The sequence below is a fragment of the Citrobacter sp. CK199 genome, assembly GCF_030333285.1.
Classification (GTDB): domain Bacteria; phylum Pseudomonadota; class Gammaproteobacteria; order Enterobacterales; family Enterobacteriaceae; genus Citrobacter_B; species Citrobacter_B koseri.
The window spans coordinates 110,623-122,523 of sequence record NZ_JAOWGF010000008.1; the positions used below are offsets into that span (position 1 = coordinate 110,623).

The 11,901-nt window shown below is 56.1% G+C and carries 13 protein-coding genes; 10 read left to right on the forward strand and 3 right to left on the reverse strand.

Features of this window, described 5'->3' with window-relative positions; genetic code table 11:
* Nucleotides 1–127 precede the first annotated feature (127 nt).
* The 4 genes from OGX75_RS00520 to iadA all read left to right on the forward strand — a co-directional run bounded on the left by OGX75_RS00520 (nucleotide 128) and on the right by iadA (nucleotide 3,662).
* Entirely contained in the window at nucleotides 128–1,189 is a 1,062-nt protein-coding gene (locus OGX75_RS00520) for an AI-2E family transporter (protein ID WP_012131296.1), read from the forward strand.
* 175 nt (nucleotides 1,190–1,364) lie between these two features.
* Complete coding sequence (locus OGX75_RS00525; RefSeq protein ID WP_024130126.1) at nucleotides 1,365–2,024, forward strand: nucleoside recognition domain-containing protein; 660 nt, start codon at nucleotides 1,365–1,367, stop codon at nucleotides 2,022–2,024.
* Between the two features lies 1 nt (nucleotide 2,025).
* Entirely contained in the window at nucleotides 2,026–2,487 is a 462-nt protein-coding gene (locus OGX75_RS00530; protein WP_047462074.1) for a YjiG family protein, read from the forward strand.
* An 11-nt stretch (nucleotides 2,488–2,498) separates the two neighbouring features.
* Nucleotides 2,499–3,662 carry a beta-aspartyl-peptidase gene (gene iadA, locus OGX75_RS00535; RefSeq protein WP_286450864.1) on the forward strand — a complete coding sequence of 388 codons (1,164 nt, stop codon included), beginning with the start codon at nucleotides 2,499–2,501 and terminating at the stop codon, nucleotides 3,660–3,662.
* 116 nt (nucleotides 3,663–3,778) lie between these two features.
* Here iadA and bcp read toward each other — a convergent pair whose 3' ends face one another.
* Together bcp and OGX75_RS00545 are read right to left on the reverse strand one after the other, a co-directional pair.
* The gene (gene bcp / locus OGX75_RS00540; RefSeq protein WP_012131300.1) at nucleotides 3,779–4,249 is read right to left on the reverse strand and encodes a thioredoxin-dependent thiol peroxidase; all 471 of its coding nucleotides are present in this window, start codon (nucleotides 4,247–4,249) and stop codon (nucleotides 3,779–3,781) included.
* Nucleotides 4,249–4,821 carry a glycine cleavage system transcriptional repressor gene (locus OGX75_RS00545; RefSeq protein WP_024130128.1) on the reverse strand — a complete coding sequence of 191 codons (573 nt, stop codon included), beginning with the start codon at nucleotides 4,819–4,821 and terminating at the stop codon, nucleotides 4,249–4,251. Before OGX75_RS00545 ends, bcp begins: the two co-directional genes overlap by 1 nt.
* 145 nt (nucleotides 4,822–4,966) lie before the next feature.
* On the opposite strand from OGX75_RS00545, the gene dapA reads away from it, so the two are divergent.
* From dapA to ypfH, 6 genes are all read left to right on the forward strand, one after another.
* The gene (dapA, locus tag OGX75_RS00550) at nucleotides 4,967–5,845 is read left to right on the forward strand and encodes a 4-hydroxy-tetrahydrodipicolinate synthase (RefSeq protein ID WP_012131302.1); all 879 of its coding nucleotides are present in this window, start codon (nucleotides 4,967–4,969) and stop codon (nucleotides 5,843–5,845) included.
* 16 nt (nucleotides 5,846–5,861) lie between these two features.
* On the forward strand, nucleotides 5,862–6,896 hold the full coding sequence (gene bamC / locus OGX75_RS00555) for an outer membrane protein assembly factor BamC (RefSeq protein ID WP_115181295.1): 1,035 nt from the start codon (nucleotides 5,862–5,864) through the stop codon (nucleotides 6,894–6,896).
* 189 nt (nucleotides 6,897–7,085) lie between these two features.
* On the forward strand, nucleotides 7,086–7,799 hold the full coding sequence (purC, locus tag OGX75_RS00560) for a phosphoribosylaminoimidazolesuccinocarboxamide synthase (protein WP_012131304.1): 714 nt from the start codon (nucleotides 7,086–7,088) through the stop codon (nucleotides 7,797–7,799).
* A 130-nt stretch (nucleotides 7,800–7,929) separates the two neighbouring features.
* Nucleotides 7,930–8,793: a KPN_02809 family neutral zinc metallopeptidase gene (gene ypfJ, locus OGX75_RS00565; protein WP_024130129.1), complete on the forward strand. Its 864-nt coding sequence runs from the start codon at nucleotides 7,930–7,932 to the stop codon at nucleotides 8,791–8,793.
* Nucleotides 8,794–8,808: 15 nt separating this feature from the next.
* A complete protein-coding gene (locus OGX75_RS00570; protein ID WP_286450865.1) occupies nucleotides 8,809–10,824 on the forward strand; it encodes a tRNA(Met) cytidine acetyltransferase TmcA in 2,016 nt (671 codons plus the stop codon).
* 73 nt (nucleotides 10,825–10,897) lie between these two features.
* Nucleotides 10,898–11,596, forward strand: a complete 699-nt coding sequence (gene ypfH, locus OGX75_RS00575) for an esterase (protein WP_012131307.1) — start codon at nucleotides 10,898–10,900, stop codon at nucleotides 11,594–11,596.
* Nucleotides 11,597–11,700: 104 nt separating this feature from the next.
* Here the strand turns inward: ypfH and OGX75_RS00580 are convergent, their stop codons facing one another.
* Nucleotides 11,701–11,901: a YpfN family protein gene (locus OGX75_RS00580; protein WP_012131308.1), complete on the reverse strand. Its 201-nt coding sequence runs from the start codon at nucleotides 11,899–11,901 to the stop codon at nucleotides 11,701–11,703.

The following is an 11,901-nucleotide window of genomic DNA, read 5'->3' on the forward strand; positions in this document are numbered from 1 at the left end:
GGTGAATACCCCGCTCAAATGACTTTTCAGTTTCCTGAATCAGCAACAAAAAGCGAAGTCTTTTTTGTGACATTTAGATACAATTCGGGATCGCAATCCCGCTATTGAGGTTCAGGGAACGGTTTCTATGCTTGAGATGTTGATGCAGTGGTATCGCCGTCGTTTTAGCGACCCGGAGGCGATCGCCTTGCTGGTTATCCTGGTTGCCGGTTTTGGCATCCTTTTCTTTTTCAGTGGGCTTCTGGCGCCGTTGCTGGTGGCTATTGTCCTCGCTTACCTGCTGGAGTGGCCTACGGTCCGTCTGGAGGCGATTGGCTGCTCCCGGCGTTGGGCCACCTCAATCGTACTGATTGTTTTTGTCGGCATTTTACTGCTGATGGCGTTTGTCGTGATGCCGGTGGCCTGGCAGCAGGGGATCTATTTGATTCGCGATATGCCGGGTATGCTCAATAAGCTCTCTGATTATGCCGCCACGTTACCCCGTCGTTACCCGGCGCTGATGGATGCCGGGATCATTGATGCGATGGCGGAAAACATGCGCACCCGGATGCTGACGTTAGGCGATTCGGTCGTGAAATACTCCCTGGCCTCTCTGGTCGGGTTGCTGACGCTGGCGGTGTATCTGGTGCTGGTGCCGCTGATGGTCTTCTTCCTGATCAAGGATAAAGAGCAGATGCTGAATGCCGTGCGCCGGGTGCTGCCGCGCAATCGTGGACTGGCCGGGCAGGTCTGGATGGAGATGAACCAGCAGATCACCAACTATATTCGCGGCAAAGTGCTGGAGATGGTGGTGGTTGGCGTAGCGACCTGGCTTGGCTTCCTGCTCTTTGGTCTCAACTACTCGCTGCTGCTGGCGGTTCTGGTTGGATTCTCGGTATTAATCCCCTACATCGGCGCGTTCGTGGTGACCATTCCGGTGATTGGCGTGGCGTTATTCCAGTTTGGCCTCGGAACGGAGTTCTGGAGCTGCTTCGCCGTGTATCTGATCATTCAGGCGCTGGATGGAAACCTGCTGGTGCCGGTACTGTTTTCAGAAGCCGTCAACCTGCACCCGCTGGTGATTATTCTGTCGGTGGTGATTTTCGGCGGCCTGTGGGGTTTCTGGGGCGTGTTCTTCGCCATCCCGCTGGCGACGTTAATTAAAGCCGTGGTACATGCCTGGCCGGACGGACAGGTCAGCGACGGTTAAGCACGATTATCACTCTGCCCGGTGGCGCAACGTCATCGGGCGTTCCACGTTTTATCCGCTTTCTCCTTTCCTGAACGTTTTCCGAATGTGCTGTCCCGCCCTCCTTTTTTGCTTTCAACTTACCGGTATAGATGGTTTTTTAATCTCACAAGGACAAGACCAACCGGAGAAAAAAATGGGTCATCAGATGCACACGCAGCAAAAAGTGGGGTGGGGCGGTTATCTCGCCTTTTTTATTACCATTATCCTTTTTTCAGGCATGTTCGCGAAAAGTACGGAATGGTGGCGAGTGTTTGATTTTACCGTGCTCAATGGCGCGTTTGGCCTGGTTAACGCGGCAGGCGACACGGCGGTTTCATTTCGCGGCACTGGCGGTACAGGGGCGAGAGACGGCTTTTTATTCGCACTGGAGCTGGCGCCATCGGTTATTTTATCGCTCGGCATTATTTCCGTGACGGAAGGGCTGGGCGGACTGCGCGCCGCACAGCAGTTGATGACGCCGATACTCAGGCCGATCCTGGGCATCCCCGGCATTTGCTCTCTGGCGCTTATCGCCAATTTACAAAATACGGATGCCGCCGCCGGGATGACCAAAGAGCTGGCGGAAGAGGGGGTGATTACCGAACAGGAACGGGCGATTTTCGCCTGCTGGCAGACAAGCGGCAGCGCGATTCTGACGAACTACTTCTCATCAGGCGCCGCGCTATTTGCCACGATAACCGTACCGGTTATTACGCCGCTGGCGGTCATTTTAGTCTTCAAATTTATCGGTGCGAACCTGTTGCGGGTGTGGATCGCGCAGCTTGAACATCGTCGTATGAAACAGGAGGCCTGAAATGAGCGCACAGGTACGTAAAAATGTTATGGATCTGTTTATCGACGGCGCGCGGCGCGGTTTTACCATCGCCACCACCAGCCTGTTGCCCAACGTCGTCATGGCCTTTGTCATTATTCAGGCGCTGAAGGTGACGGGGTTGCTGGATATCGTCGGGCGAGTGTGTGAACCGGTAATGGCGCTATGGGGTTTGCCGGGAGAATCGGCGACCGTTCTGCTGGCTGCGGTGATGAGTATGGGCGGCGGCGTGGGTGTCTGCGCCAGCCTGGTGGTTACTGGCGCGCTGTCCGGTCACGATGCCACTGTGCTGTTACCCGCCATTTACCTGATGGGCAACCCGGTTCAGAATGTAGGGCGCTGCCTGGGAACGGCGGGCGTTCATCCGCGTTATTACCCGCATATTATTGCGGTGTGCGTGATTAATGCCCTGGTCTCTATTTGGGTCATGCAGGCTATTGTTTAAAAAGGACTATCATGGACTGTTCCATTCTTAATCTGACGCTTTTTCAGCGCGGACACGTATATGCCCCGGACGATCTGGGCCAGCAGGACATTCTGGTTGCCAACGGCAAAATTGTCGCTATTGCGCCGACTATCGCTGCGGAAGACTTCCCCGGTTGCCAGCAGGTCGATCTCCACGGTGATATCGTCTGCCCGGGATTTATCGATCAGCATGTCCATCTCATCGGCGGTGGCGGCGAAGCCGGGCCGCATACCCGTACGCCAGAGGTGCGGCTGTCACGGTTGGTTGAAGCCGGTATTACCTCCGTTGTCGGGCTGCTGGGAACGGACGGCATCACCCGTCATCCTGAATCTCTGCTGGCGAAAACGCGCGCGCTGGAATATGAAGGGATCAGCGCATGGATGTTAACGGGGGCGTATTCTCTGCCCTCGCCAACCATCACCGGGAGCGTCGATCGCGATGTGGCGTTGATCGATAAAGTGATTGGCGTGAAATGCGCCGTCTCCGATCATCGTTCTTCGGCGCCGAATTCCGCCGCGCTGGCGACAATGGCGGCGCAGTCCCGCGTGGGGGGATTACTGGGCCAGAAGCCGGGAATCAGCGTCTTTCATATGGGTGACAGCCCACACATGCTGGAACCGCTGTACGATGTTCTCGCCAACGCCGATGTCCCTATCACGAAACTGCTGCCGACGCATGTTAACCGTGCCGAACCGCTGTTCCAGGCGGCGCTGGAGTACGCGCTTGATGGCGGCTACATCGATATTACCAGCAGCATTGATGAACCGATCGATCCGGCGACGGCCATCGTGACAGCCTTGCGCCATGAGGTTCCGCTGTCGCGCATTACCCTGAGTTCTGATGGCAACGGCAGCCAGCCGGAATTTGATGAGCATGGGAATTTGACGGGCATTGGCGTGGCGGGTTTTGAGTCGCTGATCGGCACGCTGCGTCAGTTAGTTACGCAGCATAAACTGCCGCTGGAGCAGGCGCTGCGCCCGCTTACCCGCACCGTCGCGGAATTTCTTGGCTTTGAGCATAAAGGACGTCTGGCGGCAGGCTGTGACGCCGACATTCTGGTGCTGAATCAGGCGCTGGAAGTCAGCCATCTGTGGGCGAAAGGCAAAGCGGTGGTGAAAGACGGTAAAGCGTGCGTGAAAGGAACGTTTGAATAAACGACGCGTATGCCGGATGGCGGCGTAAACGCCTTATCCGGCCTACGGGGTTGTGCGAATCTAGGCCTGATAAGACGCATTAGCGTCGCATCAGGCTTTATCCGGCAAAACGTAAATCAGGCGTTTTCTTTCAGCCAGTTCAGTACCACATCGTGGTGGTTACTGGTTTTAAAGTCGTCAAATACGTGTTCGATCTTGCCGTCAGCGTCGATCAGGAAGCTGATGCGATGGATGCCGTCGTAGGTTTTCCCCATAAAGGATTTTTCCCCCCAGACGCCGAATTGCTCGCAGACCTGATGATCCTCATCGGACAGGAGCGTAAAGTTAAGCAGCTCTTTTTCGGCGAAACGAGACAGTTTTTCAGGTTTATCGGTGCTGATCCCCAACACGTCTACGCCTGCTTTTTTCAGATCGTCCATGTTATCGCGTAAACCACAGGCCTGTACGGTACAGCCGGGCGTCATGGCTTTAGGGTAGAAATACACCAGTACGCGCTGTCCCTGGAAGTCGGTCAAATTTACTTGTTCTCCGTCTTGATCCGGCAAGCTAAATTTCGGTGCGATGTCACCGGCTTTCAGTGGATTCATTACTTAACTCCATCCTGTTCATCATGTTGTGAGTAATTAACAACGTTAATACTGCCTTGCGCATTGAGTTCTGTACATAGTGCTTTAAAGGCATGCTCAATATTTACGGCATCATGAGATGCCGGACTGTGCGCGGTGATTTGAACAAACAGCTGTGCAGCCTTTTCATTTTCAGCAGGTTGCGTGCGGGAGACCAGCTCAGCGATGTTCATCTGATGGCTGTCGAAAAGCGCGGTAAAACGTTCAATTAAATGCGGAGAATCTTCCACCTCGACCTGTACCCATACCGTTGCGGGCATGGCCGGACGGGGGCGAGCGGTGGTGCGCTTCATCACAATCAACAAATCCAGCTCTGCGCCTTTCAACGGCAAGGTTGATTCAATCAGGGTGATGGCGTTCCAGGAGCCAGACAGCAGCATGATAAACGTGAATTCATCGCCCAGCATGGCCAGTCGGCTGTCTTCGATATTGCAGCCGCAACTGCTGACATGGCGGGTGATAGTATTCACAATTCCCGGGCGATCGGCACCCAGCGCAGTGATAACCAGGTAATGTTGTGATGACGATGTCAAACCGGTTCTTCCTTTGAGAGGTGGGGTAATCATAAGGAAAGCATAAAAAAAACCTGCATACAATAATCAGAAGGGCTATGGTCTCTTGCTTTTATTGTCGTACCAAACGTACCATTGAGAAACTTGTTTGCACAGAGGATGGCCCATGTTCACGGGAAGTATTGTCGCGCTTGTTACACCGATGGATGAAAAAGGTAATGTCTGCCGGTCAAGCCTGAAAAAACTGATTGATTATCATGTCGCCAGCGGTACCTCGGCGATTGTTTCTGTTGGCACCACCGGCGAATCCGCCACGCTGAGCCATGACGAGCATGGCGATGTGGTCATGATGACGCTGGAGCTGGCGGACGGGCGTATTCCGGTTATCGCCGGAACGGGCGCGAACGCGACGGCGGAGGCCATTAGCCTGACGCAGCGTTTCAACGACAGCGGCGTTGTCGGTTGCCTGACAGTGACGCCTTACTACAACCGCCCGACTCAGGAAGGTCTGTTCCAGCATTTCAAAGCCATCGCTGAACATACTGACCTGCCGCAAATTCTGTATAATGTGCCGTCCCGTACAGGCTGCGATATGCTGCCGGAAACCGTCGGTCGTCTGGCGAAAGTAAAAAATATTGTCGCAATCAAAGAGGCGACAGGGAACTTAAGTCGGGTTCACCAGATCAAAGAGCTGGTTTCAGACGATTTTATTCTGCTCAGCGGTGATGATGCGACCGGGTTGGACTTCATACAGCTCGGCGGTCATGGCGTGATTTCCGTTACCGCGAACGTTGCGGCGCGTGATATGGCGGAAATGTGCAAACTGGCGGCGGAAGGTCGTTTTGCCGACGCGCGGGTGATTAATCAGCGTCTGATGCCGTTACATAACAAACTATTTGTCGAACCCAATCCGATCCCGGTGAAATGGGCATGTAAGGAGTTGGGACTTGTGGCGACCGATACGCTGCGCTTGCCGATGACGCCGATCACCGATACGGGTCGTGAGATTGTCAAAGCGGCGCTCAAGCATGCCGGTTTGCTGTAAAGTTTAGGGAGATTTGATGGCTTACTCAGTACAAAAGTCGCGCCTGGCCAGGGTTGCGGGTGTTTCGCTCATTATGCTGCTCGCGGCCTGTAGCTCTGACTCGCGCTACAAGCGCCAGGTGAGCGGTGATGAATCCTATCTGGAAGCCGCGCCGCTTGCTGAACTTCATGCGCCAGCAGGGATGATTCTGCCGGTAACGACGGGCGACTATAACATTCCGGTGACCAACGGCAGCGGCGCTGTCGGCAAAGCGCTGGACATTCGTCCGCCTGCTCAGCCGTTAGCGCTGGTGACCGGCGCGCGTACCCAGTTTACGGGCGATACCGCAACCTTGCTGGTGGAAAATGGTCGCAATACCAACCTGTGGCCGCAGGTTGTCAGCGTGATTCAGTCCAAAAACTACACGATTGAAAAACGTGATGACGCCAGCCAGACCCTGACGACCGATTGGGTTGAATGGAACCGTCTGGATGAAGACCAGCAGTACCGTGGACGTTATCAAATCTCGGTGAAACCGCAGGGTTATCAGCAGGCTGTAACGGTGAAACTGGTGAATCTGGAACAGGCTGGCAAGCCTGCCGCAGATGCCGCTTCGCTACAGCGTTATAGCGCTGAGATGATGAACGTAATCTCGGCGGGTCTGGATAAAACCGCCACCGACGCTGCGAACGCCGCGCAAAACCGTTCTGCCGCTACGATGGATGTGCAGAGCGCCGCAGATGACACCGGTTTGCCAATGCTGGTCGTCCGTGGGCCGTTCAACGTGGTGTGGCAGCGTCTGCCAGCCGCGCTTGAAAAAGTGGGCATGAAAGTGACCGACAGCACGCGTTCTCAGGGCAGCCTGGCAGTGACCTACAAACCGCTGTCTGACAGCGGCTGGCAGGAGCTGGGCGCAACCGATCCGGGGCTGTCGTCCGGCGACTATAAATTGCAGGTGGGCGATTTAGACAACCGCAGTAGCCTACAGTTTATCGATCCGAAGGGGCATACCCTGACGCAGAGCCAGAACGACGCGCTGGTTGCCGTCTTCCAGGCAGCGTTCAGCAAGTAAAAATTGAGGGGCTGGAGCAATCCAGCCCTTTTTTCTGATATGATACGCAAACGTGTGCGTCAGCAGAAAAACGCAATTTTTACCGTAATTTCGCCCCCAGGCTGTAGGTCGGATAAGGCAACGCCGCCATCCGGCAAAGTGTGGCAGAAAATGAATTTTTATCGTTAATTCACACCAGGAGTAATAAAGATGCAAAAGCAAGCTGAGTTGTATCGTGGTAAAGCGAAGACCGTATACAGCACGGAAAACCCGGACCTGTTGGTGCTCGAATTCCGCAATGATACGTCAGCAGGGGATGGCGCGCGCATTGAACAGTTTGATCGCAAAGGGATGGTGAACAACAAGTTTAACCATTTCATCATGACTAAACTGGCAGAAGCGGGCATCCCGACCCAGATGGAGCAGCTGCTGTCCGATACCGAGTGTCTGGTGAAAAAGCTGGATATGGTGCCGGTCGAGTGCGTGGTGCGTAACCGTGCGGCTGGTTCTCTGGTCAAGCGTCTGGGCATTGAAGAAGGCATCGAACTGAACCCGCCGCTGTTCGACCTGTTCCTGAAAAACGATGCGATGCACGATCCGATGGTCAACGATTCTTACTGCGAAACCTTCGGCTGGGTGAGCAAAGAGAATCTGGCGCGCATGAAAGAGCTGACCTACAAAGCTAACGACGTGCTGAAAAAGCTGTTTGACGATGCCGGTCTGATCCTGGTCGATTTCAAACTGGAGTTTGGTCTGTACAAAGGCGAAGTGGTGCTGGGCGATGAATTTTCCCCGGACGGCAGCCGCCTGTGGGACAAAGAGACGCTGGATAAAATGGACAAAGACCGTTTCCGCCAGAGTCTGGGCGGCCTGATCGAAGCCTATGAAACCGTCGCACGTCGCCTGGGTGTGCAGTTAGATTAATTCTTCCCCCATCAGCATCAACCGGAGAGTCAACGCTCTCCGGTTTTTCTCTACCACCATTATTCTAATGGTAATCTTGCGCTGAACCGCCTACGATCATCATCATAATGAATAGTATGTTGAGGTGATTATGCGCTGGCAAGGGCGTCGTGAAAGTGACAATGTAGAAGACAGACGCAATAGCTCCGGCGGCCCGTCAATGGGCGGGCCGGGCTTTCGTTTGCCCAGCGGCAAAGGCGGAATCATTCTGCTGATTGTCGTGCTGGTGGCGGGCTATTACGGGGTGGATCTTACCGGTTTAATGACCGGGCAGCCGATTTCTCAGCAGGAAACGACGCGTTCGATCAGTCCAAATGACGATGAGGCCGCGAAGTTTACCTCCGTCATTCTGGCGACCACAGAAGATACCTGGGGCCAGCAGTTTGAGAAAATGGGGCGCACATATCAGCAGCCTAAGCTGGTGATGTACCGTGGCGCGACGCGCACAGGATGCGGTGCGGGTCAGTCCGTAATGGGGCCGTTCTATTGCCCGGCGGATGGCACGGTCTATATCGATCTTTCCTTCTACGATGACATGAAAAACAAACTGGGCGCGGATGGCGATTTTGCCCAGGGTTACGTTATCGCCCACGAAGTGGGGCACCATGTGCAAAAACTGTTGGGCATCGAACCGAAGGTCCGTCAGCTGCAACAGACCGCATCGCAAGCGGAAGTGAACCGACTCTCCGTACGTATGGAGCTACAGGCGGATTGCTTCGCGGGCGTCTGGGGGCACAACATGCAGCAACAGGGCGTGCTGGAATCCGGCGATCTGGAAGAAGCGTTGAATGCGGCGCAGGCGATTGGCGACGATCGTCTGCAACAACAAAGTCAGGGACGCGTGGTGCCGGACAGCTTCACTCACGGCACTTCCGAGCAGCGCTATACCTGGTTTAAACGCGGTTTTGATAGCGGCGATCCGGCACAATGTAATACCTTCGGCAAAGGTTTTTAACATACCGGGGCAGGGATGTCTGACAATGACGCATTGCGGGCGCTAACCGCACAAATGACGCAGGAAGGGATTCGTCGGCTGCTGGTGCTCAGCGGCGATGCGTCCTGGTGTCGTGAACGGGCGCTGGCGCTGCGAGAAGCATTGGCTGGCGACTGGCTGTGGGTGGCAACCGATGCGCCCGCCGCGCCGCACTGTACGCCGCAGGCGTTACAAACGCTGCTGGGACGCGAGTTCCGCCACGCGGTTTTTGATGCGCAGTTAGGGTTTGATGCCTCGGCATTCGCGGCGCTGAGCGGCACGCTGCGAGCCGGAAGCTGGCTGGTGCTGCTGACGCCGCCGTATTCTGCATGGGAATCCCGTCCCGATGCGGACTCGCTGCGCTGGAGCGACTGCCCGCAGCCTGTTGCAACGCCACATTTTATCCAGCACCTCAAACGCGTGATGTCCCGTGACGAGCAGACGCTGCACTGGCAGCAGTCTCAACCGTTTTCATGGCCGCGCTTTCCTGCCCGTCCCCACTGGCAACCCGCTACGGGTGAACCGCAGCCTGAGCAGGCCGCGATTTTGCAGCACCTGCTGCGAATGCCACCCGGCGTGGCCGCCGTTACGGCGGCGCGAGGTCGGGGGAAATCGGCGCTGGCCGGGCAGTTAATTTCGCGGATGAGCGGGACGGCCATTGTAACTGCGCCGTCGAAAGCGGCGACGGACGTGCTGGCGCAGTTTGCCGGTGAGAAATTTCGCTTTCTCGCTCCTGATGCGCTGCTGGCGGGTACGGAAACGACCGACTGGCTGATTGTCGATGAAGCGGCGGCAATTCCCGCGCCGCTGCTGCATCGCCTGGCGTTGCGTTTTTCACGCATATTGTTGACCACCACCGTTCAGGGCTATGAAGGGACGGGACGCGGTTTTCTGCTGAAGTTCTGCGCCCGTTTTCCTCATCTCCGGCGTTTTGAACTGCGACAGCCTGTTCGCTGGGCGCAGGGGTGCCCGCTGGAACAATGGGTCGGCGAAGCGCTGATATTCGACGACGAGACGTTTGCCCATGCGCCGCAGGGGGCGATTCGGTTCTCCGCTTTTACGCAGGCGCTCTGGCATACCGGGCCGGCGCAGCCGCTGGCGGTGTATCAGCTGCTTTCCGGCGCGCATTACCGCACCTCTCCGCTCGATCTGCGTCGCATGATGGATGCGCCGGGGCAGCATTTTCTCGGCGCTTTTACGGCTGAACGAGTGGCGGGGGCCGCCTGGCTGGTGGAAGAGGGCGGACTATCGGCCGCGATGAGCCAGGCCGTGTGGGCGGGCTATCGTCGCCCGCGCGGAAATCTTGTCGCGCAGTCGTTGGCCGCTCATGGCGGCGATCCGCTGGCGGCGACGCTGACCGGGCGTCGGGTGAGCCGTATTGCCGTCCACCCGGCCCGCCAGCGGGAAGGGATTGGGCAGCAGCTGATCGCTGAGGCATACGGCGGCGCCAGCCAGTGCGACTATCTCTCCGTCAGTTTTGGTTATACCGCCGAACTCTGGCGATTCTGGCAGCGTTGCGGTTTTGTACTGGTGCGGATGGGGAACCACAAGGAGGCGAGCAGCGGCTGTTATACGGCGATGGCTTTGCTGCCCATCAGCGAGGCTGGCGCGCGGCTGGCGCACCGCGAGCACCAGCGTCTGCGCCGGGATGCGGAGATACTGGCTCGCTGGAACGGCGAAGCGATCCCGGTTATCCCGCTGAAAGCGTCTACGCTTAATGATGATGACTGGGATGAACTGGCGGGCTTTGCGTTTGCCCATCGACCGTTGCTCACGTCGTTAGGCAGTCTGAGTCGACTGCTTGAGCGCTGCGAGCTGGCGCTCCCCGCGCTGCGTGGACGCCTGGAGGAGAAGTGCAGCGACGCGAATCTGTGTATCCGGCTGGGTTTGCCTGGGCGTAAAGCGCTGCTTGTCGCCCAGCGCCGGGAAGTCGCCCATGCGCTTACCGCACTGGATGACGAACGGGCGCAGCGGTTACGCGAACGCGTTTTGCAATGGCAATTTTTTCACTAACTCCTTCAATTTCCTGGCATGGTCATTGTGATTAAGCGGCGTAGAATCTGTTTTATCAGTTAAGGAGATCGCCATGAAACATGACCATTTTGTTGTTCAAAGCCCCGATAAACCCGCGAAACAACTGCTGTTGCTGTTTCATGGCGTGGGCGATAACCCGGTCTCAATGGGAGAAATTGGCTCCTGGTTCGCACCGTTATTTCCAGAGGCGCTGGTGGTCAGCATTGGCGGCGCGGAACCTTGTGGCCCGGCGCCTGGGCGTCAGTGGTTTTCGGTTCAGGATGTGACGGAAGAGAACCGCCAGGCGCGGGTTGATGCGATTATGCCGGTGTTTATCGAGACGGTTCGCTACTGGCAGAAACAGAGCGGCGTTGGGCCGGAGGCTACCGCGCTGATTGGGTTTTCGCAGGGGGCGATCATGTCTCTTGAAAGCATCAAAGCCGAGCCGGGTCTGGCATCGCGCGTGATTGCTTTCAACGGACGCTACGCCAGCTTGCCGGAAATCGCCACGACCGCCACAACGGTACATTTGATTCACGGCGGTGAAGACCGGGTGATTGAGTTATCTCATGCGGTTGCCGCACAGGAAGCGTTAGTCCGTGCCGGAGGCGATGTGACGCTGGATATCGTCGAGGATTTAGGCCATGCGATTGACGATCGCAGTATGCAGTTTGCGCTTGACCATTTGCGCTATACCGTGCCGAAACACTACTTTGATGAAGCGTTGAGCGGCGGTAAGCCGAATGATGATGATATTATTGAAATGATATAAGCCGGAACTGAACCGTAGGCCGGATAGGGCAAAGCCGCCATCCGGCATTCAGACTGTATGTTGCCTGATGGCGACACGCTTATCAGGCCTACAGGTTTATCTGACTATTTCTTTGGCTGATCTTTCTTCGGCCAGTCGTCGTCATCGTCCCACTTATCGTTAAAATCACGATGCGGGGGCAGCTCCGGTTTATTGGCGAGGAATTTTTTGTGATCGACCCGCTTGAGGTCTTTGATCACATTGATCAGTACGCCCACCAAAAACACCAGCACCAGAATCCACCAATATTTTGCCAGCCAGTCCAT